The sequence below is a fragment of the Streptomyces asiaticus genome (assembly GCF_018138715.1).
GTDB lineage: Bacteria > Actinomycetota > Actinomycetes > Streptomycetales > Streptomycetaceae > Streptomyces > Streptomyces asiaticus.
On record NZ_JAGSHX010000006.1, the window covers coordinates 7,024,471 to 7,050,797 of the forward strand.

A 26,327-nucleotide genomic window follows, 5' to 3' on the forward strand; every position below is an offset into this window, starting at 1 on the left:
CATCCTCGCACAGGTGACTGACACCACTGGTGACCGCCACGCGACGCGGGGTGATGAACAGGACTGCGTGTTCAGTCTGGGCTCAGCCCGCGCCGCCGAGCCACTTCAGCCCGTCGAGCAGGAACCGGTTCTGCGTCTGGCTCGCGAAGGTGGACGACAGGGGGGTGTTGTGCTCGTAGTCCATCGCGTTGTGCCCGAAGTTGGCGTACAGCATCTTGTACTTGCTGTTCGTCCACAGGATTGGGTAGTAGCCGTCGTACCAGGTCTGGTTGGGGTCGGTGCCGAGCGGGAAGCTGCTCGGGTCGACGGAGGCCAGGATCTTGATGTCCGGGTTCTTCCGCAGGTCCTTCGACCAGCTGTACCACTCGCTGACCGACGAGGTGAAGGTCGCGGGCAGCGCCTTGGTGGACGGGTGAGTCCGGTCCTCGACCCGCAGGGTGGTTGTGGTCGGCCCCCAGGTGTTGGACGTGAAGTTGCCGCTGCCGAGCGATGTCGTTGAGCTGGTTCCAGTCGTTGTTCGCCGTATAGGTGAAACCGTTCTGCTCGGCCTGCTTCGGGAACCAGCCGTTCGCCTCGTGGACGAAGTTGATGTGGGCGGCGTCCCACGTCCCGTTGTACAGGGCCAACACCTTGAACGGCGCGGCCGCGTCGCGCGCCGTCGCATGGACGGTGTCACGGGTGGGGGATCAGGACACTTACGGCCAACGCCGACACAGCTGCGGAGCGAGTGGTCCACCGTCGCGGAGACGCGGCTTTCGCATGCGGGCGATGGGTGAACTTAAAGGTCTGAACCAATCCCGTCAAGGGATCCGCCGCTCAGCCGGTGTGCGGAGCTTGGCCCCAATGAGTACATGTCAATGCTTTTGACGACAGATCGCTCGGGAGTCATCGGGTCCGTGAGAGAGGCTCGGGCCCGGAAGTACAAGATCGGCAGGGCCTACCGGTTTTGTCCGCGGCTGGCTATCCCTGGAAGGGCGGCCCCGGTCATGGCCGCATTCCCGGAAGGAGCCCCGTCATGGACCACTGGTACGTGGACGACCGCTGTACCAACTGCGATGTCGCAAGGCAGTTAGCGCCCGAGCTGATCAGCGAGGTCGGCGGGCGGTCGGAGGTCGTGCGTCAGCCGCGCGACGAGGCGGAGGCGCGGCGCCTGCACGCCGCCGTGTTCGCCTGCCCCACCCGCTCGATCCGCCCGGCGTCCGGGCAGCCGGACCGGGCGCTCGACCCGTTCCCCATGGCCCTGGACGACGGTGTACTGATCTGCGGCCACAACTCCCAACACAACGCCGGGGCCAACTCCTATCTGCTGCCGCGGCCGTCCGGCACGGCGATGATGATCGACACACCGCGCTGGAGCCGGGAGCTGGCCGGGCGTTACGCGGCGTCGGGCCCCGTCACCGATGTGCTGCTGACCCACCGCGACCACGCCGCACACGGCCGTCGTTACGCCGATCACTTCGGCGCCCGGCTGTGGATCCACGAGGGCGACCTGGACGCGGCGCCCGACGCCGACCAGGTGATCCGGGGCCTGGAGCCCGTGGAGATCGGCCCGGGGGTCACCGCCCAGCCGCTGCCGGGCCACACCCGGGGCAGTGTGCTCTACCTCGCGGACGACCGGTACTGCTTCAGCGGTGACAGCATCTACTGGTCGCGCTCGCTCGGAGATCTGGCCGTGGCGGAGAGCGTGACCTGGCACTCCATCGAGGAGCTGGCCGCCTCACTGGCGAGGGTGGCCGGACGGCTGCGGTGCGAGTGGATGCTGCCGGGCCACGGCGACCGGTGCCATCTGGACGCCGACGAGATGTCCCGGCGGTTGCGGGCGCTGGCGGAGCGCACGGCGCTGCTGCGGCCCCGGCCGATCGACTTCACGGCCGTCCGGTGGTGAGGGAGGGCCCGGGCGGGGGAGAGGCCGGGGCGGAGTCCGGTGGAGGTCGGTGACCACTGGGTTTCTGTAGGAAGTCGACAGGGAGGGGCACCCGCCCCTGTGGGTGCCCGATTCCTCCTCGAGGGCCTCGGACCGATAGTTTGCGGGGGTAGGGGTGGCACGCGCTGTGACGTCCCGCAGAACAGTCCCGCAGGAACACAGGACCAGTCCCACAGGAACACAGGACCAGTCCCGCAGGAACAATCGACAGAGATCGACAAGAGAAGGTGGTCCCTTGAGCCGCTCGGTTCTCGTCACCGGAGGCAACCGCGGCATCGGCCTCGCCATCGCCCGTGCCTTTGCCGATGCTGGCGACAAGGTCGCCATCACCTACCGGTCCGGTGAGCCGCCGGCCGGCTTCCTCGCGGTCAAGTGCGACATCACCGAGCCGGAGCAGGTCGAGCAGGCGTACAAGGAGATCGAGGAGAAGCACGGCACGGTCGAGGTCCTGGTGGCCAACGCCGGGGTCACCCGCGACCAGCTGCTGATGCGGATGACCGAGGAGGACTTCGCCGCCGTCCTCGAGACCAACCTCACCGGCACGTTCCGCGTGGTCAAGCGGGCCAACCGGGGGATGCTGCGGGCCCGTAAGGGGCGCGTGGTGCTGATCTCGTCGGTCGTCGGGCTGATGGGTTCGGCCGGTCAGGCGAACTACGCCGCGTCCAAGGCGGGCCTGGTGGGCTTCGCCCGCTCCCTCGCCCGTGAGCTGGGCTCGCGCAACATCACCGTCAATGTGGTCGCGCCCGGATTCGTCGACACGGACATGACGCGCGCGCTCAACGACGACCAGCGCGAGAACATCGTGAAGCAGGTACCGCTCGCGCGTTACGCGCAGCCCGAGGAGATCGCCGCCTCGGTCCGCTTCCTGGCCTCCGACGAGGCCGCGTACATCACTGGAGCCGTCCTCCCTGTCGACGGCGGATTGGGCATGGGTCACTGAACGTCATGAGTGGAATTCTCGCTGGTAAGCGCATCCTGGTCACGGGCATCATCACCGAGGCGTCCATCGCCTTCCACGCCGCCAAGCTGGCCCAGGAGGAGGGCGCCGAGGTCATCCTCACCGGCTTCGGCCGGGTCTCCCTCGTCGAGCGGATCGCCAAGCGGCTGCCCAAGCCCGCCCCGGTCATCGAGCTGGACGTGCAGAACCAGGAGCAGCTGGACGGCCTGGCCGACAAGGTGCGCGAGCACCTGGGCGAGGGTGTCGACCTCGACGGCGTGGTGCACTCCATCGCCTTCGGCCCGCAGGGCGCGTTCAACTTCCTCGAGGGCACCTGGGAGGACGTCAGCACGGCCGTGCATGTCTCCGCCTACTCCCTCAAGGCGCTCACCATGGCGTGCCTGCCGGTCATGCCGCGCGGCGGCTCGATCGTCGGTCTGACCTTCGACGCCCAGTTCGCCTGGCCGAAGTACGACTGGATGGGCGTGGCCAAGGCGGCGCTGGAGTCCACCAACCGCTACCTCGCCCGCGACCTCGGCGAGAAGAACGTCCGCTGCAACCTGGTCTCCGCCGGGCCCATCAAGTCCATGGCCGCGAAGTCCATCCCCGGCTTCGAGGAGCTCGCGGACGTGTGGAACCACCGGGCCCCGATCGGCTGGGACCTGACCGACCCGGAGCCGGCCGGCCGTGGCGTCGTGGCCCTGCTGTCCGACTGGTTCCCGCGCACCACGGGCGAGATCGTGCATGTCGACGGCGGTGTGCACATGATGGGTGCCTGAGCCCACGGCCGCGCCCACGGCGTTTCCGCGTGACGGCCGCCGTCCCGCTCCCGCGCACCGCGGGTCCGGGGCGGCGGCCGTTCCGTGTCCGCGTTCACCCGTTCGGGGGAGCAGGACGCGCGTACGGGTGGCGGGTACACGCACTGTGGAGTCATACACCGCGTAACGCGTGATACGCCCGAGGCACCTGATACGCCTGATACGACGAACCGACTCACCGGAGCGCCGGCGCCAGCGACACGGCCGAGGAGGTCCCGCATGCGTACGACCCGCCGTGTCGCGGCCGCGGTGCTGCTCGTCGCCACGGTGGGTCTGATCATCGCCGCCTCCAACTCCGCCGCGCAGGAGCGGCCCCGGCCGCGCCAGGCCGCCTGTAGCACCACAGTGCGCGGCTCGCACGCCACCGCCAACTGCTTCAACCCCAATCCCCGCGCCGACCGGGTGCAGCTGCATGTCGAATGCGCCCATTGGTGGGATCCGGACATGGACGCCCGCCCGGTGGAGGTCGGCCCGGCGCAGTATGTGCTGCTCGCCGAGCGCTGCTGGAAGGAGATACGGAAGGCATGGGTGAGCCACCGCTGAGCGCGGGGGCTACGGCGCATGCGTCCGCCTGAGGCCGGTCGCTCAGCGGCTGCGGAAACGGCAGCCGAACGGGTGGGTGCTGGCCTCGGCCGCCGCCCGCTCCCCGGCCCCCTCCCGGATCGCCTCCACCAGCCGTCCGTGGTCCACATATGTGTCCGGGCCCATCCCGCTGTCGACGTCCGCGCGCAGGAAGTCCCGTACGACCGCGCCCAGATCCGCGTACAGCTCGGCCAGCACATCGTTGTGCGCGGCGGCCACGACCGCCATGTGCAAGGTGGCGTCCGCCTCGACGAAGGCGTCCGGGTCGCCCGCCTCCCAGGCCCGCTCGCGCCGGTCCAACTGGGCGTCCAGCTGCTTGAGGTCCTGCTCGGTACGGCGCTCCGCGGCCAGCTGGGCCGCCTTGGTCTCTAGGGCGCTGCGCAGCTCGGCCACATGACGGGGGTCGGCACCGGCGAAGCGGCGGTGCATCACCCCGGCCAGTTCGCTGGTGGCCAGCACATATGTGCCCGAGCCCTGGCGGATGTCCAGCAGCCCGTTGTGCGCGAGGGCGCGCACGGCCTCCCGCACGGTGTTGCGCGCGACCCCGAGCTGCTCGACCAGCTCGGGCTCGGTGGGGATCCGCGAGCCCACGGGCCACTCGCCCGAGGTGATCTGGGCGCGCAGCTGGGCGATCACCTGGTCGGCGAGGGCGGAGCGCCGGGGCGAGGTCAGCGGCATGACTCTCCTGTGCGTGCGGCGGATGCGGAGCGATGCGGACGGGGTCCGAGGTGGGCAGACGGACGACCCTTCGCGGACGGACGACCCTTCCATGATGCCGCCCGACCGTTACGGGTGGTCGCTATCCACTGGACGAGCATTCATCCCATGATTCTATGATGGTTGGCATGCCTACGCCCCCGTCTGACGACCTCGCGACGCCCGAGACCGCCGCCTCCGCGCCCCGCCCGGCGGAACCCGGAGGACCGCGCCGCGCGGCCTCGCCCTGGCGCGGCCGCGTCATGGCGGCAGGGCTCATGCTCGCCGCGCTCAATCTCCGCCCCGCCGTCACCAGTCTCGGCCCGCTGCTCGAGGAGGTCCGCGACGACCTCGGGATGAGCGGTACCGTCGCCGGAGTGCTCACCTCCGTGCCCGCGGCCTGCTTCGCACTCTTCGGGCTCACCGCGCCGCGGCTGGCCCGGCGGTGGGGGCCGGGGGCCATCGTCTGCGCCGGGCTGGCCGCCATCGCCACCGGTCTGCTGCTGCGCCCCTTCGCCGGCGGGACCGTGGTCTTCCTGGCCGCCAGCGCGCTCGCCCTGGCCGGGATCGCGGTGAGCAACATCCTGATGCCGGTGATCGTCAAGCGCTGGTTCCCGGACCGGGTCGGCGCGATGACCGGGCTGTACTCGATGGGCCTGTCGCTGGGCACGGCCGCCGCCGCGGCGGCCACCGTGCCCATGACCGACGCGCTGGGCGGCTCCTGGCGGAGCGGGCTCGGGGTGTGGGCGCTGCTCGCCGCGGTGGCGCTGGTGCCCTGGCTGTTCCTCGCCCGCGCCGGTGCGAGCGGCCCGGAGGCGGGCGGTACGGACACGGACGCATCTGCCGCGGCCGAGACCGCCGCGGCCCCCGCCGACGCCCCCGCGGTGCGCATCACCCGCTCCCCCCTGGCCTGGGCGATGGCGGTCTTCTTCGGCTTCCAGGCCACCGCCGCGTACATCTCCATGGGCTGGATGCCGCAGATCTTCCGGGACGCGGGGGTCTCCGCCTCCACCTCGGGTCTGCTGCTGGCCGTGATGATGGCGATGGGTGTGCCGCTCGCCTTCGTCCTGCCGCGGATCGCCGCCCGGCTGCGGCACCAGGGCGTCCTGGTCGTCATCCTCGGCGTCTTCGGGCTCACCGGTTACGCCGGGCTGTGGCTGGCCCCGGCCGAGGGCGCCTGGGCATGGGCCGTGCTGCTCGGCATCGCCAACTGCGCCTTCCCGCTCGCCCTCACCATGATCGGGATGCGGACGAGGACCCACGCGGGCGTCGTCCGGCTGTCGGCCTTCGCGCAGAGCGTCGGCTATCTGCTGTCCATCCCGGGCCCGCTGCTGGTCGGCGTGCTCTACCAGCACAGCGGTGGCTGGGGGCAGCCGCTCGCGCTGATGGCCGGGTTCATGGTGCCGCAGATCGTCGCGGGCGTACTGGCCGGACGCGACCGCCACCTCGAGGACGAAGGCTGACGAGCACGGAGCCTGGCGAGCACGGAGCCTGGCGGGGACAGGGCCTGACGGGCGCGAAGCGCTACGAGGGCGAGGGCTGAGCGGTCTCGCGGACCGGGGATGGGACACTGGTGCCATGCCAGTGCTCGATGAGAACCCCCCGAACGGCCAGAAGAAGCTCCTCGTCATCTTCGGCGTGATGCTGGGCATCACCGTGGTCATCGCCGTGATCGCCACCATCGCCTCGCCCTGACCTGGTGCGGATGCCGGATGGTGGGGCTGGCCCCACCATCCCCTAGGGGGCAGGGCTCAGGGGTAACTGGGTGGCTCACCGGATGGGAGACGCCCCGCCCGCTCCGTACCGTCGAACCATCGACACGTTCGGCGACCCCGGAGGCGATCCCATGTCCGCCCGCACCCGTACCCGGCACACGCACCCGGTGGACAGCGGCATGGACACCCGGCTGCCGTGGTGGGCCGTCGCCCTCCCGGCCGTGGCCTTCGCGGCGCTGCTGCTCCTGCTGACCGGACCCACCGACGCCCATGCCGACAGCGGTGGCTCAGGGCCGGTCTCGCAGGTCGTGGAGTTGATGCGGCGGACCTTCGAAGAGGCGGCACCGTGACCACCGTAGGCGGTGGAGATCAGTTGTGTCCGCCATATCGCGGGTGTGCTCACGTTTGACGAGGTCGTTCCAACACCCTGCGCCTCGTGCACCGATTCATGCGAAGCTGGGACGCATGAGCGTCGATGTGCCCCGCAGGATTGTCCTCCTTCGACACGCCAAGGCCGACTGGCCCCAGGTGGCCGACCATGAGCGCCCGCTCGCGGAGCGCGGCCGCAATGACGCCCCGCTCGCCGGGCGCCGGATCGCGGAGGCCGGTCTCACCCCCGAACTCACCCTCTGCTCCACCGCACTGCGCACCCGTGAGACCTGGAAGCTGGTGGTCCACGAGCTGCCGCAGCGTCCCAAGACCGTCTACGAGGAGCGGCTGTACGACGCCCCGGTCGGTCAGCTCATCGAGGTGATCAACGAGACTTCGGACGACGTCACCGACCTGCTGGTCGTCGGCCACAACCCCGGGATGCACGGCCTCGCCGACGCGCTGGCGGGCGAGGCCGACGAGGACGCCAAGGAGCGCATGGACCGTGGCGCCTTCCCCACCTCCGCGTTCGCGGTCGTGACCTTCAGCGGCTCGTGGAAGTCGGTCGAGATCGGCTGCGGGCGGCTGACCAGCTTCTGGGCGCCCCACGAGTGATCCGCCCGGGCCTGCTCCCGGCTGATCGGCCGGGCGTGCTGTCCTGGACGTGCTGCCCCGGGCGTGATCCCAGGCCCCAACGCACCGGCCCCCGCTCCGCCGTCGTCGTAGTCGTCGTACGGAGGAGCGGGGGCCGATGCGCGTTCCGGACCGGGGCTCGTCAGTCCACGTGCGCGTCCGCCGCCTCGACCTCATCGCGGGTCACGCCCAGCAGATACAGCACGGTGTCGAGGAACGGCACGTTCACGGCGGTGTGCGCCGCCTCCCGGACCACCGGCTTGGCGTTGAAGGCGACCCCCAGACCGGCCGCGTTCAGCATGTCCAGGTCGTTCGCCCCGTCGCCGATCGCGACCGTCTGCACCAGCGGCACCCCCGCCTCGGCCGCGAAGCGCCGCAGCAGCCGGGCCTTGCCCGCCCGGTCCACCACCTCGCCGATCACCCGGCCGGTCAGCTTGCCGTCCACGATCTCCAGGGTGTTGGCGGAGGCGAAGTCCAGCCCAAGGCGTTCCTTGAGGTCGTCGGTGACCTGCGTAAAGCCGCCGGAGACCACGCCCACCTGATAGCCGAGCCGCTTCAGGGTGCGGATCAGCGTACGGGCGCCGGGGGTGAGCCGGACCTCGGCGCGCACCTTCTCCACCACGGACTCGTCGATCCCCGCCAGCAGCGCGACCCGTGCGTGCAGCGACTGCTCGAAGTCCAGCTCACCGCGCATCGCCCGGGCCGTGACCTCGGCGACCTCGGCCTCACAGCCCGCATGCGCGGCGAAGAGCTCGATCACCTCGTCCTGGATCAGGGTGGAGTCCACATCCATGACCACCAGCCGCTGCGCCCGGCGTTGCAGCCCCGACGCGACCACGGCCACATCGACGCCGATATCGGCCGCCTCGGTGGCCAGCGCGGTGCGCAGCGGCTCCGTCTCGGCGCCGGACACCTCGAACTCCACGGCGGTCACCGGATACTTCGCCAGCCGGAAGATCCGGTCGATATTGCCGCCGGTGCCGGTGATCCGGGAGGCGATGGCGGCGGTCGACTCGGCGGTGAGCGGATTGCCCAGGACGGTGACATGGGACCGACCCGTGCCACGCGGCCGGTTGTCGCCCCGGCCGGAGATGATCTCGGCCTGGAGCCGCATCGACTCGGCCCAGCTGTGCACGGTGGCCCGCAGATCGCCCTCCGCCCCGTCGGACTTGGGCGCCGTGACCAGGACGCACAGCACGATGCGCCCCCGGGTGACGACCTGCTCTATGTCGACTATGTGCACGCCGTAGGCGGCGAGGGTGTCGCAGAGCCCGGCGGTGATACCGGGGCGGTCCTTGCCGAAGATCTTGACAAGGAGGGTGGGGACATCATCGTCCGGAACGGTGGTGACAGGGGGGATCCGCGATGCGCTCATGGTCTTCCCACCGTATCCGGCTGTTCGCGCGGTGCGCGCGGCAGCCCGCACCGTGGACGGCCACCCGAGGCGGAACGTTCATGTCCCGGTCGCCATGATGTCACCCCTCGCATGATCGGCGACGTCATACGCCACGCCCGCCGCCCGGCCCCCGGGGTCCGCCGCCGCCCGGCCCCCGGGGTCCGCCGCCGCCCGGCCCCCGGGGCCCGCCGTCGCCCTCCACCCGCTGCCACGCGGGCGCCACCGCCCGGCGCCCCGCCGCGCCCGTCGCCCATGCCGCCAGCGCCCCGGCGGCCCCCGCCGCCGCGCCCCACCCCGCGCCCAGCGCCGTCGCGAGCGCGGCGTTCCCGTACAGCTCGATCCCCGCCCCGAAGGCGTCGAAGCCGAGCACGGACAGGCTCGCCCCCGCCGAGACCCGGGTCAGCCCCACCAGCAGCGGCAGCGCGAGCGCGGTCACCACGCCCAGCCGCAGCGCACACCACCCCGCGAAGGCCGCCGGCGGCCTGGAGCCCCCCACGGGTGACGGCCGGGAGCCCTCCACGGGCGTACGCGCCGCGGTGAGCACCCCCGCGGCGAGCATCAGCAGCACACTCGCGACCACCAGCAGCCAGACCCGGCCGTCGAGCTCGGCCAGCCGCCCCACCGTGAGCCGCTCCCCGCCCGGCCCGGCGAGCAGATCGTCCACCGGGTCGGGCAGCGCATGCCGCAGCGCACCGCTCGCCCGGCCGTACCAGGGGACGAACAGCCCGAGCGGTACCCCGATCCACACCCCGTTCGCCGCGCCGAGCAGTGCCGACCCGAGCACCAGCCCCGGATGGTCGTCCCCGATCGCCGCGTAGACCCCGGCCACCAGGCCCGCGCCGACCGCCAGCACCAGCACCCCGCACAGCGCGGACACCGCCGGCCGGACCGTGCGGTGCAGCGCCTGCCCGCCGGGTGGCAGCGGGGTACGGCGCGAGGCCAGCAGCGCGAGCAGCAGGACGGCGACGACCCACACCGCACCGCCCAGCAGCGAGCGGCCGGGTGTCACGGTGAAGCCGACGGACGCCTTGGCGCCGACGAGGTCGGACAGCCGGTCCGGCAGCAGCCCGCCGCCGATCTCCGCGATATCGCCCAGCTGCTCGGGGAGCCGGCTCAGCAGGTCGTGCTCGGCCTGCTCGGTGCCGAGACCGCGGCGGACGAGCGTGGCACCGTCGATCGTGACCGTATCGTTGCCCACCCAGGCCAGACCGGCGAGCAGCAGCAGGAAGAGCAGGGCCACCAGGCCCGCCCGCGCCGCGAGTTCGGCCCAGCCGATCACCGCCCCCGCGCCCCGCAACGACCGTACGAACAGCCATCCCAGCAGCAGCGCGCCGACCAGGCTCACCCCGAGTGGCGCGATATCGATGGCGGCGTGGGCCTGGGCGTCCTCCAGCCCGAAGACGCCCACATCGCCGGACGGAGTGACGGAACCGCCGACCGCCAGCACCGTCGCCGCGGCGGCCATCGGCCCGAGCGCGCCCGCCCCGTCCGCGCCGATCAGGTGCAGACCGAGCGCCGCGATCCCCACCATGGCCAGGAACGCCCAGCTCACCGAGGCGATCGCGGCGAGCAGCGCGGGTCCCCAGGGCACTCGTACGCCGCCGCTCGCGCTCATATCGCCGACCCCCCCCGATCGTCGCGAGTTGCCCGGATAAACCATGATCCGCACTATCCGTCAGCGCTTACCACTTTCCGAGGGCCTTTCGGATGAGTCAATGACGCCCGAGATGCGGTCTTGTCAAAACCCGACTTCCGGTGAAGGGACTGAGCCTGAAATAGTTCCTCACGATGTTCGCCATCCCTAGACTCCCTGTGTCAGGGGGTAACTCGGGGGACAACTAGTGGGGCGCGGAGTGCCGGAACTCGTACTGGAATTGAACGGACAGACCTGGACACTTGATCCATCCAGGTCGTACAGCCTGGGGCGTGACCCGCAGGGCGACATGGTGCTGGACGACGCCAGGGTCTCCTGGCGACATGCCACGGTGCGCTGGGGTGGGCGCAGTTGGATCATTGAGGATCAGGGTTCCACCAACGGCACCTATGTGCAGGGGCAGAGAATCCAACAGGTGGAAATCGGCCCTGGTTCGGCCGTCCATCTCGGCAATGCCACCGATGGCCCCCGGCTCAGCGTCTCCGGCGGCGGTGCCCCCTCGGGCGGTGCGCCCTCGATGGGTGCCGCGGGCGCGTACGGCCAGCAGGCGGCGATGGGCATGCCTCAGCAGGGCCAGCAGGCTCACCAGGGTCAGCAGCCCCCCGTCCAGCCGCCGCCGCAGCCCGGTCCCGGCGGCTGGCCGCAGCAGGGCCCGCCCCAAGGGCAGCCCCAGGGGCAGCCCCAAGGCTGGCAGCAGCCCCAGGCCCCGCATCAGCAGCAGCCGTTCATCCCGCAGCAGCAGGCGCCCCATCAGCCGTCGCAGCAGCAGACCCCCCAGCCGCATCAGCAGCCGCAGCCCCAGGCCCCGCAGAGCAACCTCGCGCAGAGCGGCCCCGGCGCCGGCTCCTCCGGTCCGGTCGGCACCGCGACCGCCCAGGGCGATCGCAGCCCGACCACCTTCCACCAGCTGGCCGCCGGCCGGGTGATGCGCATCGGCCGTGCGCTGGAGAACGACCTGGTCGTCTCCGATCTCCAGGTCTCGCGCCACCACGCCGAGTTCCAGGCGCTGCCCGACGGCCGCTTCGAGATACGTGACCTCGGCAGCCACAACGGCACCTATGTCAACGGTCAGCCGGTCCGCCAGCAGATCATCGGCCCCACCGACACCGTCGGCGTCGGTCACTCCACCTTCCGGCTGGTCGGCGACCGCCTCGAGGAGTTCGTCGACACCGGTGAGGTCTCCTTCTCGGCCCGCCATCTGACGGTGACGGTCGACGGCGGCAAGCAGATCCTCAAGGACGTCTCCTTCGGCGTCCCGGAGAAGTCCCTCGTCGCGGTCATCGGCCCGTCCGGCTCCGGTAAGTCCACGCTGCTGAAGGCGCTCACCGGCTACCGCCCGGCCAACCAGGGCGATGTCCTCTACGACAACCGGAACCTCTACAAGCAGTTCGCCGAGCTGCGCCAGCGCATCGGTCTGGTGCCCCAGGACGACATCCTCCACAAGGAGCTGACCGTCCAGAAGGCCCTGCGCTACGCCGCCAAGCTCCGCTTCCCCGGTGACACCGCCGAGGCCGAGCGCGAGGCCCGGATCGACGAGGTGCTGCGCGAGCTCAAGCTGGACATCCACCGGGAGAAGAAGGTCACCGCCCTCTCCGGCGGTCAGCGCAAGCGGGTCTCGGTCGCGCTGGAGCTGCTCACCAAGCCGTCGCTGATCTTCCTGGACGAGCCGACCTCCGGTCTCGACCCGGGCATGGACCGCGATGTCATGCAGCTGCTGCGCGGTCTGGCCGACGACGGCCGTACGGTGCTGGTGGTCACCCACTCGGTGGCCGAGCTGGCGCTGTGCGACAAGCTCCTGGTGATGGCGCCGGGCGGTTCGGTCGCCTACTTCGGCCCGCCGGACGAGGCGCTCAACTTCTTCGGCTACGACACCTGGGCGGATGTCTTCTCGGCGTTCGAGAACTACCGCGACTACGACTGGGCGGGCCGCTGGCGCGGTTCGCAGCACTACCAGATGTACGCGGCGGACCTCGACTCCGTGGCCCCGCAGTCGGTGAACGTCCAGGCGCCGCCGGCCCGGATGCAGAAGTCGCAGAGCTGGGGGTCCCAGCTGTGGACGCTGATCCGCCGCTATCTGTCGGTGATCGGCTCCGACAAGGGCTTCATGGGGCTGATGGTGATCCTGCCCGCCGTGCTGGGGGCGGTGAGCGTCGTCATCCCGGCGAAGTTCGGCCTCCAGATGGCCCCGAAGGGCAGTTTCAACCAGGCCGCCGGGACGGTGTTGCTGATCCTTGTGGTCGGCATGTGCTTCACCGGCGCGGCCAACTCCGTACGAGAACTGATCAAGGAACGGGTCATCTACGAACGGGAACGGGCGGTTGGCCTGTCCCGCTCCGCGTATCTGATGTCCAAGGTGATCGTGCTCGGCGTGATCACCGCATGCCAGGGCGTCATCATCTCCGCCATCGGTCTCTCGACGCGCAAGCTGCCCGAAGAGGGCCTGCTGATGCCACCGGCCGCCGAGCTCTGCGTGGCCGTGATCGCGATCGGCTTCACCTCGATGATGGTGGGCCTGGTCATCTCGTCCCTGGTGAAGACCGCCGAGAAGACCATGCCGCTGCTGGTCATGTTCGCGATCATCCAGGTGGTCTTCACCGGTGTGCTGTTCAAGATCTTCGGATCGCCGGGTGTGGAGCAGTTCGCCTGGCTGATGCCGTCCCGCTGGGCGATCGGCGCGGCCGGTGCCACGCTGGACCTCGGCCCGGGCGCCGGTCACATGATGGCGCCGTGGGACAGCAAGAAGCCCCTGGACACCGACCCGCTGTGGGAGCACACCACCACCCAGTGGGGCATCGACATGGTCGCGCTGATCGTCCTGGGCATCGTGTGCGGTATCGCGGTCGCACGGCTGCTGCGCCGCCATGAGCCGGAGGTCATGCGCAAGTAGCCGCCACGAAGAGCACGGTCACGGAAAAGGGCGACGGCACTCCTCGCACACAGGGGGTGCCGTCGCCCTTCGGCGTCGCGTCGCAACGCCGGGTTCTTGACGACGTTCAGGCTTAGTACGGGCCGTTCACGTTGTCCATCGAGCCGTACCGCGCGGCGGCGTAGTTGCAGGCGGCGGTGATGTTCGCGACCGGGTCGTACGGGTCCCAGGAGGTGCCGTCGACGTGGTAGGCCTGGAAGGTCGGGGCTATTACCTGGAGCAGGCCCTTGGAGGGCACGCCGTTCTGGGCGTTGATGTCGTACAGGTTGATCGCGCGCGGGTTGCCGGCCGACTCCCGGATGATGTTCCGTCGGATGCCCTCGTAACTGCCGGGAATGCCCTTCTGCTTCATGATGTCGAGGGATTCCCGGATCCAGCCGTCAAGGTTGTCCGGGTAGCTCTTGCCGCTGGTGGTGCCGGCGCTGGGGGTGCTGCTGGGCGTGCTGGCGGCGACCGTCTCGACCCGCGTGGTGGAGCGGCTCGCGGCCTGCTTGGCGGCGCGCTCCTTGGCGGCCTTGGCCTCGGCGGCCTTCTTCGCGGCGGCTTCTTCAGCCGCCTTCTTCGCGGCGGCCTCTTCCGCGGCCTTCTTGGCGGCCTCGTCCTTGGCCTGCTTCGCGGCGAGGGCGGACTGCTTCACCAGGACCTCGTGGTGGGCCTGGGCGTCGGCCTTCTGGGAGGTGAGGGCGACCGGCTTGTTCGGCAGGTCCTGGGCCGTGGTCTTGGCACCGGCGTCCCCACCGGGGACGACCGCGAAGGCTATGGCGGCCGCACCGGCGGCTGCGATTCCGGCGGCGGAGTACTTGTGCGTCTTGGTGAGACGGGTGTAACCGGGGATGTTGGGCAGGGGCATGGCGGAGTAGACCTCTTCCAATCGCTTGAGTCGCAGGCCAAATCGGCGCGCAGAGCGCCGTTCCTGGATCTACGGCGCCGTGCGACTGGGTGAAATTCTTAGCTGCCGCAAAAAGCTGTCGCAAAGGCGTGACATACGATGCTGCTTAGTGGATAAGTAGGCCGTCCATGCCCACGCGGACGGCTGTCGTCCCCGCTCAGTCGCCTATGAAACAACCACTAAGCACGTTCGTAAGTGATTTAGGTCGTGTGTCCGGGCTCACATCGCGGAGCTTCTCATATTGCGCGCTGTGCCCACGCAAATGCTCAGGGTGTTTGTTTTTTCCACCCCTGTGACAGCCCCTTTGGGGGCCTCGTGTGCGCCGTTCGACCTAGGGCTCAGGTCTTATCAGGTGGCCGCCGACCGGCCGATATGCCCACCGGATGGCGGTGGGTACGGTAATGGCCATGACGAAAGGACGGGGTGGCGGAGCCGAGGCCGGGCTGAGTCGGGTGAGCGCGGCGCTGCTCGCCATGAGCCGGCATCTGGAAGTCCGTGATGTCCTAAAGACCATCGTTGTGTCCGCCCGTGAGCTGCTCGATGCGGAGTATGCCGCTCTGGGGGTTCCGGATGATCACGGAGGTTTCGCCCAGTTCGTAGTAGATGGGGTGAGCGAGGAGCAGTGGAAGGCCATCGGGCCGCTGCCCCGGCAGCACGGCATTCTCGCCGCGATGCTCAAGGACGCCACTCCGCAGCGACTCGCCGATGTGCGGCTGGATGCCCGTTTTGAGGGATGGCCATCAGCTCATCCCGTTATGTCGGATTTCTTGGGGCTTCCCATTGCCGACGGCGATGAAGTTCTCGGGGCGGTATTCCTCGCCAACAAGCGATGCCCCAAGCCCGAGGGCGGCTGCGGTTTCACCGCCGAGGACGAGGAGCTGCTGTCCATCCTGGCCCAGCACGCCGCCATCGCCCTGACCAACGCCCGGCTCCACGAGCGAGCCCGCGAGCTCACCATCGCCGGGGAGCGGGCCAGGCTCGCCCATGAGCTGCACGACGCGGTCTCCCAGAAGCTCTTCTCGCTGCGGCTGACCGCCCAGGCGGCCACGGCCCTGGTGGACCGCGATCCCGGCCGCGCCAAGGACGAGCTCCAGCAGATCACGCGGCTCGCCGCCGAGGCCGCCGACGAGCTGCGCTCAGCCGTGGTGGAGCTGCGCCCCGCCGCCCTCGACGAGGACGGCCTCGTGGCGACTCTCAGGACCCAGGTGCAGGTGCTCGACCGGGCCCACTCCGCTCGTGTCACCTTCGCCTGCCACGGCGTACGGGCGCTGCCCGCCGCCCAGGAGGAGGCGGTGCTGCGGGTGGCCCAGGAGGCCCTGCACAACGCGCTGCGCCACGCCGACGCGCGGCAGGTGGACGTCACCCTCGCCCGGCACGGCCAGGGCGCCCGGCTCCGCGTCGCCGACGACGGCAAGGGGTTCGACCCCTCGGCCGTACGGCGCGCCGGGCGCCACCTCGGGCTGGTGTCGATGCGGTACCGGGCCGGCGGCGTCGGTGGCGGCCTGACGGTGGAGTCGGCGCCCGGCAAGGGCACCGTGATCGAGATGGAGGTGCCCGGTGGCTGACCCGGGACGGATTCGGGTGCTGCTCGTCGACGACCACCAGGTGGTGCGGCGCGGCCTGCGGACCTTCCTCCAGGTCCAGGACGACATCGAGGTGGTCGGGGAGGCGTCGGACGGCGAAGAGGGCGTCGCCCGGGCCGAGGAGCTGCGACCCGACGTCGTCCTCATGGACGTGAAGATGCCCGGCCTCGACGGGATCGAGGCGCTGCGCACCCTGCGCGACCTCGACAACCCCGCCCGGGTGCTGGTGGTGACGAGCTTCACCGAGAAGCGCACCGTGGTCCCCGCCCTGCGCGCGGGCGCCGCGGGCTATGTCTACAAGGACGTGGACCCCGAGGCGCTGGCCCGCGCCATCCGGTCCGTCCACTCCGGGCATGTGCTGCTCCAGTCCGAGGTGGCCCTCGCGCTGCTCTCCCAGGAGGACGGCGGCGGCCAGGGGCGCGGCGGGTCGCTCACCGAGCGCGAACGCGAGGTGCTGGCGCTGATCGCGGATGGCCGGTCCAACCGGGAAATCGCCCGCGCGCTGGTGTTGTCCGAAAAGACCGTGAAAACCCATGTGTCCAACATTCTTATGAAATTGGACCTCGCCGATCGCACTCAGGCCGCTCTATGGGCAGTACGGCATGGGATCGGAGCCTGAACAGCGTTTCTCCGTGAAATCACACCAACGTGTGGCGATCACTCGAACAGCGCAACTCGCCATCGGCCGGGCCGTTCTTCACGGCGTACCGCGGCGGACCGCCGCGGTGATGCGCTGATGAATGAAGGGTCTTCAGAAGTGAAGAACATCAAGAGGTTCGCTGCCCTCACGATCGTGGCCGGCGGACTCGCCGTCGCCGGTGCCGGTGTCGCCTCCGCCCAGGGCCCCCAGGCCAACGGTGGGGCGATGACGTCCCCGGGTGCCGTCTCCGGCAACAACATTCAGGCGCCCATCCACGTGCCCGTGAACGCTTGCAGCAACACCATCTCGGTCATCGGGGCCATGAACCCGGCGTTCGGCGTCCCCTGCGGCCGCTGACCGACCCCCTGGCGGATATCCCGACGCACCACTGGCCGGCCCCGGAGGCACCCGCCTCCGGGGCCGGCCCCATGTCGGCCTCCGGGCCCCGTAACACCCCCGCGCGGTGGTCAGAGACCGGCGGTGGTCAGAGGCACGCGACGGTCAGAGACCGGCGGTGGTCAGAGGCACGCGACGGTCAGAGACCGGCGGTGGTCAGAGGCACGCGACGGTCAGAGACCGGCGGTGGTCAGAGGCACGCGACGGTCAGAGACCGGCGGTGGTCACAGGACCGCGGCGGTCAGAGACCGCCCCGCTCCCGCTCCTCCACATACGCGTTGTACGCCGCCACCTGGGCCCGCCGCGAGGTGCGCTCCACCGGCCGCAGCGCCTCGGCCCGCGCCGTGATCTCCGACGCGCTCACCGCCCCGCCGTGCTCCCGGCCGTCCCCGCCCGCCATATACGCGATGTCCACCAGCGCACCCACCCGCTGCGCCAGCTCCAGCACCCGTATGGCGCGCGGCGGATAGCCCGGGGCCAGCACCTCGCGCCCCCGCTCGGCCCGCGCCCGATACGCCTCCAGGGCCGCCTCGGCCACCGGGCCCGACCCCGCCACGTTCAGCCGCGAGAGCACCTCCGTGGCCTCCCGCAGCGCCTCCGCCAGCTCCCGCTCGGCCTCGCTCAGCGACGGCACATCGGCCGGCGGCGCCTCCCGCACGGCCTGACACCGCCACACCACCTCGATGTGCTGATCGCCCTCGGGCCCGGCCGCCGACACCTCGGGCACCAGGCCGAGCGCCGCCCCGGTGGCGATCACCGCCTCGCCCGCTTCGAGCGCGTGGGCGTTGAACTCCGGCGGTCCGCTCAGCCCCAGGGGATGCCCCGCTATGGGCAGCGCCACCCGCAGCCCCTTGGCCCCGAGCGCCCGCAGCCGCCCCAGCGCCAAGGTGAGCCCCACCTGCCCGGACTCGCCCGGAAGCCCGGCCACCCGGTGCGACGCGTCCTCACCCGCGATGCGGTGCGCCGCCTCATCGGGGGAGACAAGTCCGGCGAGAAGGGCATTTCCCCAAGCTGCGAGGCGCCCTGAACGTGGTTCATCGAGCATGGCACCAGCCTAAGGACTGCCACCGACAACGTGTGGCGTAGGTTTTCCTCAGGGGGCTGCGCCCACAGGCGCACGCACGACTCGAGACTGCAATGGGAGACAACGCGCTCATGAGCGAGGTTCTGGAGCTGCTGGACGTATCGGTGGTCCGCGATGGGCGGGCTCTGGTGGACGAGGTCTCCTGGTCGATCAAGGAAGGGGAGCGCTGGGTCATCCTCGGGCCCAACGGCGCCGGTAAGACCACCCTCCTCAACCTCGCCTCCAGCTACCTCTTCCCGAGCTCCGGAACCGCCCGGATCCTCGGCGAGCTGCTCGGCCGCGTCGACGTCTTCGAGCTGCGCCCCCGCGTCGGCATGGCGGGCATCGCCATGGCCGAGAAGCTGCCGCGCCGCCAGACCGTCCTCGAGACCGTCCTCACCGCCGCGTACGGCATGACGGCCCACTGGCAGGAGGACTACGACGCGGTCGACGAGACCCGCGCCCGCGCCTTCCTCGACCGCCTCGGCATGACCGAGTACCTCGACCGGAAGTTCGGCACCCTCTCCGAGGGCGAGCGCAAGCGCACCCTCATCGCCCGCGCCATGATGACCGACCCCGAGCTGCTGCTCCTCGACGAGCCCGCGGCCGGACTCGACCTCGGTGGCCGCGAGGACCTCGTCCGCCGCCTCGGACGGCTCGCCCGCGACCCGCTCGCCCCGTCGATGATCATGGTGACACATCATGTCGAGGAAATCCCCCCCGGCTTCACCCATGTTCTGATGATCCGCCAGGGGAAGGTGCTCACCGCGGGCCCGGTCGAGACCGAACTGACCTCCCGCAACCTCTCCCGCTGCTTCGGACTCCCGCTGGTCGTCGAGCGCAACGGCGACCGCTGGACCGCCCAGGGCCTGCCGCTGAGCTGAAGTCCGCCCCCTGCGCCCACCGTGCCACCGGCGGGTGATCCGCGCACTGTCCCCGGCGACGTGGGACAACTACCATGAGCATGTGGATCCGTGGGTGTGGTGGCTGATCGCCGCCGTAGGACTGGGCATTCCGCTCGTGCTGACCGCGATGCCCGAATTCGGGATGGTCGCGGTCGGCGCCGTGGCCGGTGCCATCACCGACGCGCTCGGTGGCGGCATCGTGCTTCAAGTCGTCGTCTTCTGCGCCGTCTCCGTGGCACTGGTCGCCGTCGTGCGCCCGATGGCGGTCCGCAGCCGCCGTCAGCAGCCCGAGCTGCGCAGCGGCATCGAGGCGCTGAAAGGCCGCCAGGCCGTCGTCCTCGAGCGCGTCGACGACGGCGGAGGCGGCCGGATCAAGCTCGCGGGCGAGGTGTGGTCCGCGCGCTCGCTCGACCCCGGCCAGGCGTACGAACCAGGGCAGCAGGTCGACGTGGTGGAGATCGACGGTGCGACGGCCGTCGTCATGTAGACGCCGTACCGGGTGTGTCCTACCAAGAGTTGAGGGCGCCCCGGTTGAGCTGCGGAGTCGACCGTGGATCTGACAGACTCCACCCTCGGGAACCGCCAGACTTGATCATCCCGACCATCCGAATCGCCGCATGAAGGGCACGGGGAGCCGCTGTGGAACCGATCATCATCGTCCTGATCATCCTCGTGGTGCTGGTCTTCATCGCACTGATCAAGACGATCCAGGTCATCCCGCAGGCCAGTGCCGCCATCGTGGAGCGCTTCGGACGCTACACACGCACCCTCAACGCGGGCCTGAACATCGTCGTCCCGTTCATCGACTCGATCCGCAACCGCGTCGACCTCCGTGAACAGGTCGTGCCCTTCCCCCCGCAGCCGGTGATCACCCAGGACAACCTGGTGGTGAACATCGACACCGTCATCTACTACCAGGTGACCGACGCCCGCGCCGCCACCTACGAAGTGGCCAGCTACATCCAGGCGATCGAGCAGCTGACCGTCACCACCCTGCGGAACATCATCGGTGGCATGGACCTCGAGCGCACCTTGACCTCCCGCGAGGAGATCAACGCGGCGCTGCGCGGCGTCCTCGACGAGGCCACCGGCAAGTGGGGCATCCGCGTCAACCGCGTCGAGCTCAAGGCCATCGAGCCGCCCACCTCCATCCAGGACTCGATGGAGAAGCAGATGCGCGCCGACCGTGACAAGCGCGCCGCGATCCTCCAGGCCGAAGGTGTCCGGCAGTCCGAGATCCTGCGCGCCGAGGGTGAGAAGCAGTCCGCGATCCTGCGGGCCGAGGGTGAGTCCAAGGCCGCCGCGCTGCGCGCCGAGGGCGAGGCCCAGGCGATCCGCACGGTCTTCGAGTCCATCCACGCCGGAGACCCGGACCAGAAGCTGCTCTCGTACCAGTACCTCCAGATGCTGCCGAAGATCGCGGAGGGCGACGCCAACAAGCTCTGGATCGTCCCCAGCGAGATCGGGGACGCCCTCAAGGGCCTCGGCGGGGCCATGGGTAACTTCGGCCCGTTGACCGGCGGCGGAAACGGCGGCGGCACCCCCGGTGGCACCGGTAAGGAGCCCGCCCCGCGCCGCGAACAGCCCACGATCGACTGAACGGACGGCGGCGGGGCGGCCCCTCAGCGCCTTCTGCCAGGGGATGGGACTCAGGCGGGCAGCGCCAGCCACTCCGGCAGACCGTCCCGCTCCGCCGCCCCCAGCGCCAGCAGCAGCGCATCCGAAGGCGTCGGCTCGAACGGCGCCTTGAGCAGCCGCATCCCCGCCTGCTCCGGAGTCCGGTCCGCCTTACGGTGGTTGTCCTCGGCGCACGAGGCCACCGTATTCAGCCAGGTGTCCCCGCCCCCGCGCGACCGCGGCACCACATGGTCCACGGTCGTCGCCCGGCGGCCGCAGTACGCGCACCGGTGCTGGTCCCGGACCAGCACCCCGCGCCGCGACCACGGGGCACGTCTTCGGAACGGCACCCGCACGTAACGGCAGAGCCGGATCACCCGCGGCAGCGGCAGATCGACATCGGCGGCCCGCACCCGCAGCCCCGGGTGGGCGTGTTCGACGACGGCCTTGTCCTGGAGGACCAGCACCACGGCGCGCCGCAGCGTGACCGTTGCCAGCGGCTCGAAGCTCGCGTTCAGAACCAGCGTCTCGCGCATCCCGACCACCCCCGCATCCCGGTGTCCCGGTCCCGTGCCGGAGATCGGCGGGACCGGGATCAACTCTGGCCGGGAGCCTGGCCGAGAACAACGCAATTTCGCCGCGTCAGCCCGCGGCCGGCACCTCGTACTCCCCGATCAACTGGGCCCGCCCCAGCGTGTGGAACCGCAGATTGAAGCCGACCACCGCGGGCGAGGCGTCCGCGTCCGGGCCCAGCTTCTCGCTGTCCACCGCGTAGACGGTGAACACATAGCGGTGCGGACCGTCCCCGGGCGGCGGCGCGGCCCCGCCGAAGTCACGGGTCCCGTAGTCGTTGCGCGCCTGTACGGCACCCTCGGGCAGGCCGGTGAAGCCACCGCTGCCCGCGCCCGCCGGAAGCTCGGTGACCGTGGCCGGGATGTCGAACACCACCCAGTGCCAGAACCCGCTGCCCGTCGGCGCGTCCGGGTCGAAGCAGGTGACGGCGAAGCTCTTCGTCCCCTCCGGGAAACCCTCCCAGCGCAGCTGCGGAGAGGTGTTCCCCTCCGCCTGGACCTGGGCGGACTTGAGCGTGCCGCCCGGTGCCACATCGTCGCTCACCACCGTGAACGACGGCACCGGCGGATGGAAGTCATGGGGGAGCGGGGCCCGGTTCTGCTCGGACACGTCGAGAACCTCCTCGAAGTCGCAGTGGATCATCTCCGCGGCCAGCCTAACGAGACCGGTACCCGGCGGGCTGGCACCATGGCGCCCATGACCGGCCCGACCCTCGCCCTCCACCTGCGCCTCGACGGCGTGACGGACAAGGACGGCTTCCTCGCCCGCTGCGCTCGGGACCTGCGCTTTCCCGACTGGTACGGGCGGAATTGGGATGCCCTCGCCGACTGCGTCACCGATCTGTCCTGGTGGGCCGAGGGCGGCGAGCCCAGCGGCTGTCTGCTGGACATCCAGGGCTGGCCGGCCTTCCGCGACGCGGACCCCGACGCCGCCGCGATCGCGGCCGACATCCTGGCCGACGCGGAGGCGTACTGGGCGGCGCGGGGACGGCCCCTGGTGGTGCGCTACGACGACGGCCCCTGACAGGTACGACGACGGCCTCTGCCGGGCCCCCGCACACGCACGCGGGGCGTGCGCCGAGTCGTCCTCGGTGCACGCCCCGCGCGGAAGTCCGGTCCGTGGAAGTCCGGTCCGGGGAGGGGAAACCTCAGAACCAGTTGCGCTTGCCGCCGACCTGGGCGAGCCACTGGTTCAGATAGGCGGCCCAGTCGGTGTCCTGGAAGGAGGTCAGGTTCATCGTGAACGACCGGTAGGTGTCACTGCCCTCGGAGAACAGCCCCGGCTTCTTGTCCATCTCCAGCACCACGTCCATCTCGCGGTCGTCCGCGACGAAGGACAACTCCACCTGGTTCAGGCCCCGGTACTGCTCCGGCGCGTAGAACTCGATCTCCTGGTAGAAGGGCAGCCGCTGACGGGTGCCACGGATGTGCCCGCGCTCCAGGTCGGCGCTCTTGAACCGGAAGCCGAGGGCGCCGAAGGCGTCGAGGATCGCCTGCTGGGCGGGGAGCGGATGCACATTGACCGGGTCCAGGTCGCCCGAGTCCACCGCGCGCGCGATCGCCAGCTCGGTGGTCACCCCCACGTTCATGCCGGACAGATGGCGGCCCATGAACATGGTGATCGGGGTCTCCCACGGGATCTCCAGGCCGAACTGCACCGCGTGCACCGCGCCCGGCTGCACCTCGAACGCGCCGCCCAGCTGCTGCCGGGTGAACTCCACGTCCTGCTTGTACTCCTGGTCGTTGCCCTCCACCTCGACCCGCGCTTGCAGGCCGACCGAGAGCCCCTCGATCTGCTGCGCGACCGAGCCGCCCTGGATCCGGACCTCGCCCTGCACAATGCCGCCCGGGACGACGTTCTCCTCGGTCAACACCGTCTCCACCGAAGCGCCACCGGCACCCATACTCGCGAGCAGCTTCTTGAAGCCCATGTTCTCCCTCTCAAGGACGCGACTGCGTCTTGACTCGATCGCATTCGATCACTGTTGACACCTAGAAACGCGAAACAGCCGTGGGCGGTTCCGCGGCTCATACCCTTCCAGCGGACCGGTGTCGCCTCCAACCACCGGTTCATATCTGTTCCACTACGCTCGGGGTGCGTGACAGCAGGACCTGACCGCACCCCCCTTGACCGTGCCTTCTTCGACCGGCCCGTCCTCGAGGTCGCGCCCGACCTCCTGGGCCGCGTCCTCGTCCGGCGTACCCCGGACGGACCGATCGAATTGCGCCTGACCGAGGTCGAGGCGTACGCGGGCCCGGCGGACCCCGGCTCGCACGCCTACCGTGGCCGCACCGAGCGCAACGCCGTGATGTTCGGCCCCCCGGGCCATGCGTATGTCTACTTCACCTATGGCATGTGGCACTGCCTCAACCTGGTCTGTGGACCGGAGGGCCACCCCAGCGGGGTGCTGCTGCGCGCGGGCGAGGTGCTGGACGGCCATGAGCGGGCCCATCAGCGCAGGCCGAAGGCGCGCAACGACCATGAGCTGGCCAAGGGCCCGGCCCGGCTGGCCACGGCCCTGGGCGTGGACCGCAGGTTGGACGGCAGCGATGTGTGCGGAAGCCCCGACGCCCCGCTCTCCATACTCACCGGCCACCCCGCCCGGCCCGAGCAGGTGCTGAGCGGCCCGCGCACCGGTGTGGGAGGTGAGGGCGCAACCCACCCCTGGCGCTTCTGGATCGACGGTGACCCCTCGGTGAGCCCCTACCGGGCCCACACCCCGCGTCGCCGCAATTCGACGCGCCGTCAGGTCGGAACTTGACTCCGCCGGGCGGGACGCCTAACGTAGCCCGAGCCGCTTGAGACGGGCAGCGCTGTCGCCACGATCCCAGGATCGAGACACCGCGGCCCCGGAGCGGCCAACCACTACGACGAATCCCCAACAGGGTCCTGTTTTGCTGCGCGAAATCAAGACCCGGGGCTCCGATTAGGAGTCGAGAGGGAAATTCGCTAAAGTAGTGGACACGCCGGAAGGCGCGAAAGACCCCGCTCCAGCAGGGGGCCGGAAACGGAATTCGGATCGGAAACGACCGGAAATCGGATCTGGTAAGGTTGGAAACACCGAAGGGAAGCGCCCGGAGAAACCGGTGAAACGGTTTCAAAGGAAGCGTCCGTTCCTTGAGAACTCAACAGCGTGCCAAAAGTCAACGCCAGATATGTTGATACCCCGTCCACTCGTGGACGAGGTTCCTTTGAAGAAAAAACACAGCGAGGACGCTGTGAACCATCGGATTATTCCTCTGGTGGTTCCGCTCTCGTGCAGTGTTTGCCGGGATAGCCCGGAAGCATTCACGGAGAGTTTGATCCTGGCTCAGGACGAACGCTGGCGGCGTGCTTAACACATGCAAGTCGAACGATGAACCGGTTTCGGCCGGGGATTAGTGGCGAACGGGTGAGTAACACGTGGGCAATCTGCCCTGCACTCTGGGACAAGCCCTGGAAACGGGGTCTAATACCGGATACGACGCGTTCCCGCATGGGATACGCGTGGAAAGCTCCGGCGGTGCAGGATGAGCCCGCGGCCTATCAGCTTGTTGGTGGGGTGATGGCCTACCAAGGCGACGACGGGTAGCCGGCCTGAGAGGGCGACCGGCCACACTGGGACTGAGACACGGCCCAGACTCCTACGGGAGGCAGCAGTGGGGAATATTGCACAATGGGCGAAAGCCTGATGCAGCGACGCCGCGTGAGGGATGACGGCCTTCGGGTTGTAAACCTCTTTCAGCAGGGAAGAAGCGAAAGTGACGGTACCTGCAGAAGAAGCGCCGGCTAACTACGTGCCAGCAGCCGCGGTAATACGTAGGGCGCAAGCGTTGTCCGGAATTATTGGGCGTAAAGAGCTCGTAGGCGGCTTGTCGCGTCGGATGTGAAAGCCCGGGGCTTAACTCCGGGTCTGCATTCGATACGGGCAGGCTAGAGTTCGGTAGGGGAGATCGGAATTCCTGGTGTAGCGGTGAAATGCGCAGATATCAGGAGGAACACCGGTGGCGAAGGCGGATCTCTGGGCCGATACTGACGCTGAGGAGCGAAAGCGTGGGGAGCGAACAGGATTAGATACCCTGGTAGTCCACGCCGTAAACGTTGGGAACTAGGTGTGGGCGACATTCCACGTTGTCCGTGCCGCAGCTAACGCATTAAGTTCCCCGCCTGGGGAGTACGGCCGCAAGGCTAAAACTCAAAGGAATTGACGGGGGCCCGCACAAGCGGCGGAGCATGTGGCTTAATTCGACGCAACGCGAAGAACCTTACCAAGGCTTGACATACACCGGAAAACCCTGGAGACAGGGTCCCCCTTGTGGTCGGTGTACAGGTGGTGCATGGCTGTCGTCAGCTCGTGTCGTGAGATGTTGGGTTAAGTCCCGCAACGAGCGCAACCCTTGTTCTGTGTTGCCAGCATGCCTTTCGGGGTGATGGGGACTCACAGGAGACTGCCGGGGTCAACTCGGAGGAAGGTGGGGACGACGTCAAGTCATCATGCCCCTTATGTCTTGGGCTGCACACGTGCTACAATGGCCGGTACAATGAGCTGCGAAGCCGTGAGGTGGAGCGAATCTCAAAAAGCCGGTCTCAGTTCGGATTGGGGTCTGCAACTCGACCCCATGAAGTCGGAGTCGCTAGTAATCGCAGATCAGCATTGCTGCGGTGAATACGTTCCCGGGCCTTGTACACACCGCCCGTCACGTCACGAAAGTCGGTAACACCCGAAGCCGGTGGCCCAACCCTTGTGGAGGGAGCCGTCGAAGGTGGGACTGGCGATTGGGACGAAGTCGTAACAAGGTAGCCGTACCGGAAGGTGCGGCTGGATCACCTCCTTTCTAAGGAGCACATAGCCGACTGCAAGCAAGTGTCTTGCACGGTTGCTCATGGGTGGAACGTTGACTACTCGGCATTGTTTCGGATGCTTCCTCTGTTAGTACTGCTTCGGCGTGGAACACAGAGCAAGCAGGCGGATGGTGTCGGGCACGCTGTTGGGTGTCTGAGGGAATGAATCCCCTCGACAGGCCGGAGTCCA

General features: G+C 69.5%; 25 protein-coding genes, 1 rRNA gene and 1 pseudogene. 18 read left to right on the forward strand and 9 right to left on the reverse strand.

Translation table 11 applies throughout. The annotated features are described in order from the left end of the window. Window positions 1–88: 88 nt before the first annotated feature. A pseudogene (locus tag KHP12_RS37810) lies at window positions 89–662 on the reverse strand (ThuA domain-containing protein); the annotation flags it as partial. A 353-nt stretch (window positions 663–1,015) separates the two neighbouring features. Between KHP12_RS37810 and KHP12_RS37815 the strand changes: the two are divergent. The 4 genes from KHP12_RS37815 (at window position 1,016) to KHP12_RS37830 (ending at window position 4,222) form a co-directional block, all read left to right on the forward strand. After that, the gene (locus KHP12_RS37815) at window positions 1,016–1,885 is read left to right on the forward strand and encodes a 4Fe-4S domain-containing protein (protein WP_211834178.1); all 870 of its coding nucleotides are present in this window, start codon (window positions 1,016–1,018) and stop codon (window positions 1,883–1,885) included. A 274-nt stretch (window positions 1,886–2,159) separates the two neighbouring features. Further along, a complete protein-coding gene (fabG, locus tag KHP12_RS37820; RefSeq protein ID WP_086883102.1) occupies window positions 2,160–2,864 on the forward strand; it encodes a 3-oxoacyl-[acyl-carrier-protein] reductase in 705 nt (234 codons plus the stop codon). Between the two features lie 5 nt (window positions 2,865–2,869). Continuing rightward, window positions 2,870–3,640, forward strand: a complete 771-nt coding sequence (gene fabI / locus KHP12_RS37825; protein WP_037963434.1) for an enoyl-ACP reductase FabI — start codon at window positions 2,870–2,872, stop codon at window positions 3,638–3,640. 258 nt (window positions 3,641–3,898) lie between these two features. Further along, window positions 3,899–4,222 (forward strand): hypothetical protein, encoded by a 324-nt coding sequence (locus tag KHP12_RS37830; protein ID WP_037963437.1) that lies wholly within the window; start codon window positions 3,899–3,901, stop codon window positions 4,220–4,222. Between the two features lie 42 nt (window positions 4,223–4,264). On the opposite strand, the gene KHP12_RS37835 is transcribed toward KHP12_RS37830, so the two are convergent. Beyond that, the gene (locus tag KHP12_RS37835; protein ID WP_086883101.1) at window positions 4,265–4,939 is read right to left on the reverse strand and encodes a FadR/GntR family transcriptional regulator; all 675 of its coding nucleotides are present in this window, start codon (window positions 4,937–4,939) and stop codon (window positions 4,265–4,267) included. 167 nt (window positions 4,940–5,106) lie between these two features. Between KHP12_RS37835 and KHP12_RS37840 the strand changes: the two genes are divergently transcribed. From KHP12_RS37840 to KHP12_RS37850, 4 genes are all read left to right on the forward strand, one after another. Next, window positions 5,107–6,420 carry a CynX/NimT family MFS transporter gene (locus tag KHP12_RS37840; protein WP_246643228.1) on the forward strand — a complete coding sequence of 438 codons (1,314 nt, stop codon included), beginning with the start codon at window positions 5,107–5,109 and terminating at the stop codon, window positions 6,418–6,420. 115 nt (window positions 6,421–6,535) lie between these two features. Next, window positions 6,536–6,652 carry an SGM_5486 family transporter-associated protein gene (locus tag KHP12_RS52540; protein WP_267950710.1) on the forward strand — a complete coding sequence of 39 codons (117 nt, stop codon included), beginning with the start codon at window positions 6,536–6,538 and terminating at the stop codon, window positions 6,650–6,652. Window positions 6,653–6,803: 151 nt separating this feature from the next. Next, window positions 6,804–7,022 (forward strand): hypothetical protein, encoded by a 219-nt coding sequence (locus tag KHP12_RS37845; protein WP_086883910.1) that lies wholly within the window; start codon window positions 6,804–6,806, stop codon window positions 7,020–7,022. A 115-nt stretch (window positions 7,023–7,137) separates the two neighbouring features. After that, window positions 7,138–7,656, forward strand: coding sequence for a SixA phosphatase family protein (locus tag KHP12_RS37850; protein ID WP_086883909.1), 519 nt, complete (start codon window positions 7,138–7,140; stop codon window positions 7,654–7,656). Window positions 7,657–7,816: 160 nt separating this feature from the next. On the opposite strand, the gene serB is transcribed toward KHP12_RS37850, so the two are convergent. Continuing rightward, complete coding sequence (serB, locus tag KHP12_RS37855) at window positions 7,817–9,049, reverse strand: phosphoserine phosphatase SerB (RefSeq protein WP_037963448.1); 1,233 nt, start codon at window positions 9,047–9,049, stop codon at window positions 7,817–7,819. A 124-nt stretch (window positions 9,050–9,173) separates the two neighbouring features. Beyond that, entirely contained in the window at window positions 9,174–10,685 is a 1,512-nt protein-coding gene (locus KHP12_RS37860) for a streptophobe family protein (RefSeq protein ID WP_211834180.1), read from the reverse strand. Window positions 10,686–10,923: 238 nt separating this feature from the next. Between KHP12_RS37860 and KHP12_RS37865 the strand changes: the two genes are divergently transcribed. After that, window positions 10,924–13,611 carry an FHA domain-containing protein gene (locus KHP12_RS37865; protein WP_420878078.1) on the forward strand — a complete coding sequence of 896 codons (2,688 nt, stop codon included), beginning with the start codon at window positions 10,924–10,926 and terminating at the stop codon, window positions 13,609–13,611. 112 nt (window positions 13,612–13,723) lie between these two features. Here KHP12_RS37865 and KHP12_RS37870 read toward each other — a convergent pair whose 3' ends face one another. Further along, window positions 13,724–14,500 (reverse strand): transglycosylase SLT domain-containing protein, encoded by a 777-nt coding sequence (locus tag KHP12_RS37870; RefSeq protein ID WP_086882785.1) that lies wholly within the window; start codon window positions 14,498–14,500, stop codon window positions 13,724–13,726. A gap of 440 nt (window positions 14,501–14,940) precedes the next feature. Here KHP12_RS37870 and KHP12_RS37875 point away from each other — a divergent pair, with 440 nt between their 5' ends. From KHP12_RS37875 to KHP12_RS37885, 3 genes are all read left to right on the forward strand, one after another. Next, the gene (locus tag KHP12_RS37875) at window positions 14,941–16,104 is read left to right on the forward strand and encodes a GAF domain-containing sensor histidine kinase (RefSeq protein ID WP_372455255.1); all 1,164 of its coding nucleotides are present in this window, start codon (window positions 14,941–14,943) and stop codon (window positions 16,102–16,104) included. Beyond that, window positions 16,097–16,741 carry a response regulator gene (locus KHP12_RS37880; protein WP_044577445.1) on the forward strand — a complete coding sequence of 215 codons (645 nt, stop codon included), beginning with the start codon at window positions 16,097–16,099 and terminating at the stop codon, window positions 16,739–16,741. Before KHP12_RS37875 ends, KHP12_RS37880 begins: the two co-directional genes overlap by 8 nt. Window positions 16,742–16,879: 138 nt before the next feature. Then, window positions 16,880–17,119, forward strand: a complete 240-nt coding sequence (locus tag KHP12_RS37885; RefSeq protein ID WP_037963457.1) for a chaplin — start codon at window positions 16,880–16,882, stop codon at window positions 17,117–17,119. Window positions 17,120–17,399: 280 nt separating this feature from the next. On the opposite strand, the gene KHP12_RS37890 is transcribed toward KHP12_RS37885, so the two are convergent. Beyond that, window positions 17,400–18,203, reverse strand: coding sequence for an Rv1486c family protein (locus KHP12_RS37890; RefSeq protein WP_086882783.1), 804 nt, complete (start codon window positions 18,201–18,203; stop codon window positions 17,400–17,402). Window positions 18,204–18,313: 110 nt separating this feature from the next. Here KHP12_RS37890 and KHP12_RS37895 point away from each other — a divergent pair, with 110 nt between their 5' ends. The 3 genes from KHP12_RS37895 to KHP12_RS37905 all read left to right on the forward strand — a co-directional run bounded on the left by KHP12_RS37895 (window position 18,314) and on the right by KHP12_RS37905 (window position 20,725). Further along, the gene (locus tag KHP12_RS37895) at window positions 18,314–19,105 is read left to right on the forward strand and encodes an ABC transporter ATP-binding protein (RefSeq protein ID WP_037963493.1); all 792 of its coding nucleotides are present in this window, start codon (window positions 18,314–18,316) and stop codon (window positions 19,103–19,105) included. Window positions 19,106–19,187: 82 nt separating this feature from the next. Continuing rightward, on the forward strand, window positions 19,188–19,613 hold the full coding sequence (locus KHP12_RS37900) for an NfeD family protein (protein ID WP_037963495.1): 426 nt from the start codon (window positions 19,188–19,190) through the stop codon (window positions 19,611–19,613). Between the two features lie 152 nt (window positions 19,614–19,765). After that, on the forward strand, window positions 19,766–20,725 hold the full coding sequence (locus KHP12_RS37905; RefSeq protein ID WP_037963463.1) for an SPFH domain-containing protein: 960 nt from the start codon (window positions 19,766–19,768) through the stop codon (window positions 20,723–20,725). A 50-nt stretch (window positions 20,726–20,775) separates the two neighbouring features. Here the strand turns inward: KHP12_RS37905 and KHP12_RS37910 are convergent, their stop codons facing one another. Together KHP12_RS37910 and KHP12_RS37915 are read right to left on the reverse strand one after the other, a co-directional pair. Next, window positions 20,776–21,279, reverse strand: a complete 504-nt coding sequence (locus tag KHP12_RS37910) for an HNH endonuclease (protein WP_037963497.1) — start codon at window positions 21,277–21,279, stop codon at window positions 20,776–20,778. 106 nt (window positions 21,280–21,385) lie between these two features. Then, entirely contained in the window at window positions 21,386–21,925 is a 540-nt protein-coding gene (locus tag KHP12_RS37915; RefSeq protein ID WP_086882787.1) for a YbhB/YbcL family Raf kinase inhibitor-like protein, read from the reverse strand. Window positions 21,926–22,012: 87 nt separating this feature from the next. Here KHP12_RS37915 and KHP12_RS37920 point away from each other — a divergent pair, with 87 nt between their 5' ends. Beyond that, the gene (locus KHP12_RS37920; RefSeq protein WP_223863993.1) at window positions 22,013–22,339 is read left to right on the forward strand and encodes a barstar family protein; all 327 of its coding nucleotides are present in this window, start codon (window positions 22,013–22,015) and stop codon (window positions 22,337–22,339) included. Between the two features lie 124 nt (window positions 22,340–22,463). Here the strand turns inward: KHP12_RS37920 and KHP12_RS37925 are convergent, their stop codons facing one another. Next, window positions 22,464–23,246 carry a sporulation protein gene (locus KHP12_RS37925; RefSeq protein WP_037963468.1) on the reverse strand — a complete coding sequence of 261 codons (783 nt, stop codon included), beginning with the start codon at window positions 23,244–23,246 and terminating at the stop codon, window positions 22,464–22,466. A 168-nt stretch (window positions 23,247–23,414) separates the two neighbouring features. On the opposite strand from KHP12_RS37925, the gene KHP12_RS37930 reads away from it, so the two are divergent. Both KHP12_RS37930 and KHP12_RS37935 read left to right on the forward strand, forming a co-directional pair. Beyond that, window positions 23,415–24,077 (forward strand): DNA-3-methyladenine glycosylase, encoded by a 663-nt coding sequence (locus tag KHP12_RS37930; protein WP_086882784.1) that lies wholly within the window; start codon window positions 23,415–23,417, stop codon window positions 24,075–24,077. A 526-nt stretch (window positions 24,078–24,603) separates the two neighbouring features. After that, a 16S ribosomal RNA gene (locus tag KHP12_RS37935) occupies window positions 24,604–26,130 on the forward strand. Window positions 26,131–26,327: the final 197 nt, after the last annotated feature.

Excerpts from the sequence above, each read along its gene's own strand:
- fabI (WP_037963434.1), top strand. The coding sequence starts at position 2,870 with ATGAGTGGAATTCTCGCTGGTAAGCGCATCCTGGTCACGGGCATCATC.
- serB (WP_037963448.1), bottom strand. The coding sequence starts at position 9,049 with ATGAGCGCATCGCGGATCCCCCCTGTCACCACCGTTCCGGACGATGAT.
- KHP12_RS37830 (WP_037963437.1), top strand. The coding sequence starts at position 3,899 with ATGCGTACGACCCGCCGTGTCGCGGCCGCGGTGCTGCTCGTCGCCACG.
- KHP12_RS37910 (WP_037963497.1), bottom strand. The coding sequence starts at position 21,279 with ATGCGCGAGACGCTGGTTCTGAACGCGAGCTTCGAGCCGCTGGCAACG.
- KHP12_RS37870 (WP_086882785.1), bottom strand. The coding sequence starts at position 14,500 with ATGCCCCTGCCCAACATCCCCGGTTACACCCGTCTCACCAAGACGCAC.
- KHP12_RS37815 (WP_211834178.1), top strand. The coding sequence starts at position 1,016 with ATGGACCACTGGTACGTGGACGACCGCTGTACCAACTGCGATGTCGCA.
- KHP12_RS37850 (WP_086883909.1), top strand. The coding sequence starts at position 7,138 with ATGAGCGTCGATGTGCCCCGCAGGATTGTCCTCCTTCGACACGCCAAG.
- KHP12_RS52540 (WP_267950710.1), top strand. The coding sequence starts at position 6,536 with ATGCCAGTGCTCGATGAGAACCCCCCGAACGGCCAGAAGAAGCTCCTC.
- KHP12_RS37920 (WP_223863993.1), top strand. The coding sequence starts at position 22,013 with ATGACCGGCCCGACCCTCGCCCTCCACCTGCGCCTCGACGGCGTGACG.
- KHP12_RS37895 (WP_037963493.1), top strand. The coding sequence starts at position 18,314 with ATGAGCGAGGTTCTGGAGCTGCTGGACGTATCGGTGGTCCGCGATGGG.
- KHP12_RS37925 (WP_037963468.1), bottom strand. The coding sequence starts at position 23,246 with ATGGGCTTCAAGAAGCTGCTCGCGAGTATGGGTGCCGGTGGCGCTTCG.
- KHP12_RS37860 (WP_211834180.1), bottom strand. The coding sequence starts at position 10,685 with ATGAGCGCGAGCGGCGGCGTACGAGTGCCCTGGGGACCCGCGCTGCTC.
- KHP12_RS37835 (WP_086883101.1), bottom strand. The coding sequence starts at position 4,939 with ATGCCGCTGACCTCGCCCCGGCGCTCCGCCCTCGCCGACCAGGTGATC.
- KHP12_RS37840 (WP_246643228.1), top strand. The coding sequence starts at position 5,107 with ATGCCTACGCCCCCGTCTGACGACCTCGCGACGCCCGAGACCGCCGCC.
- KHP12_RS37890 (WP_086882783.1), bottom strand. The coding sequence starts at position 18,203 with ATGCTCGATGAACCACGTTCAGGGCGCCTCGCAGCTTGGGGAAATGCC.
- KHP12_RS37845 (WP_086883910.1), top strand. The coding sequence starts at position 6,804 with ATGTCCGCCCGCACCCGTACCCGGCACACGCACCCGGTGGACAGCGGC.
- KHP12_RS37875 (WP_372455255.1), top strand. The coding sequence starts at position 14,941 with ATGGCCATGACGAAAGGACGGGGTGGCGGAGCCGAGGCCGGGCTGAGT.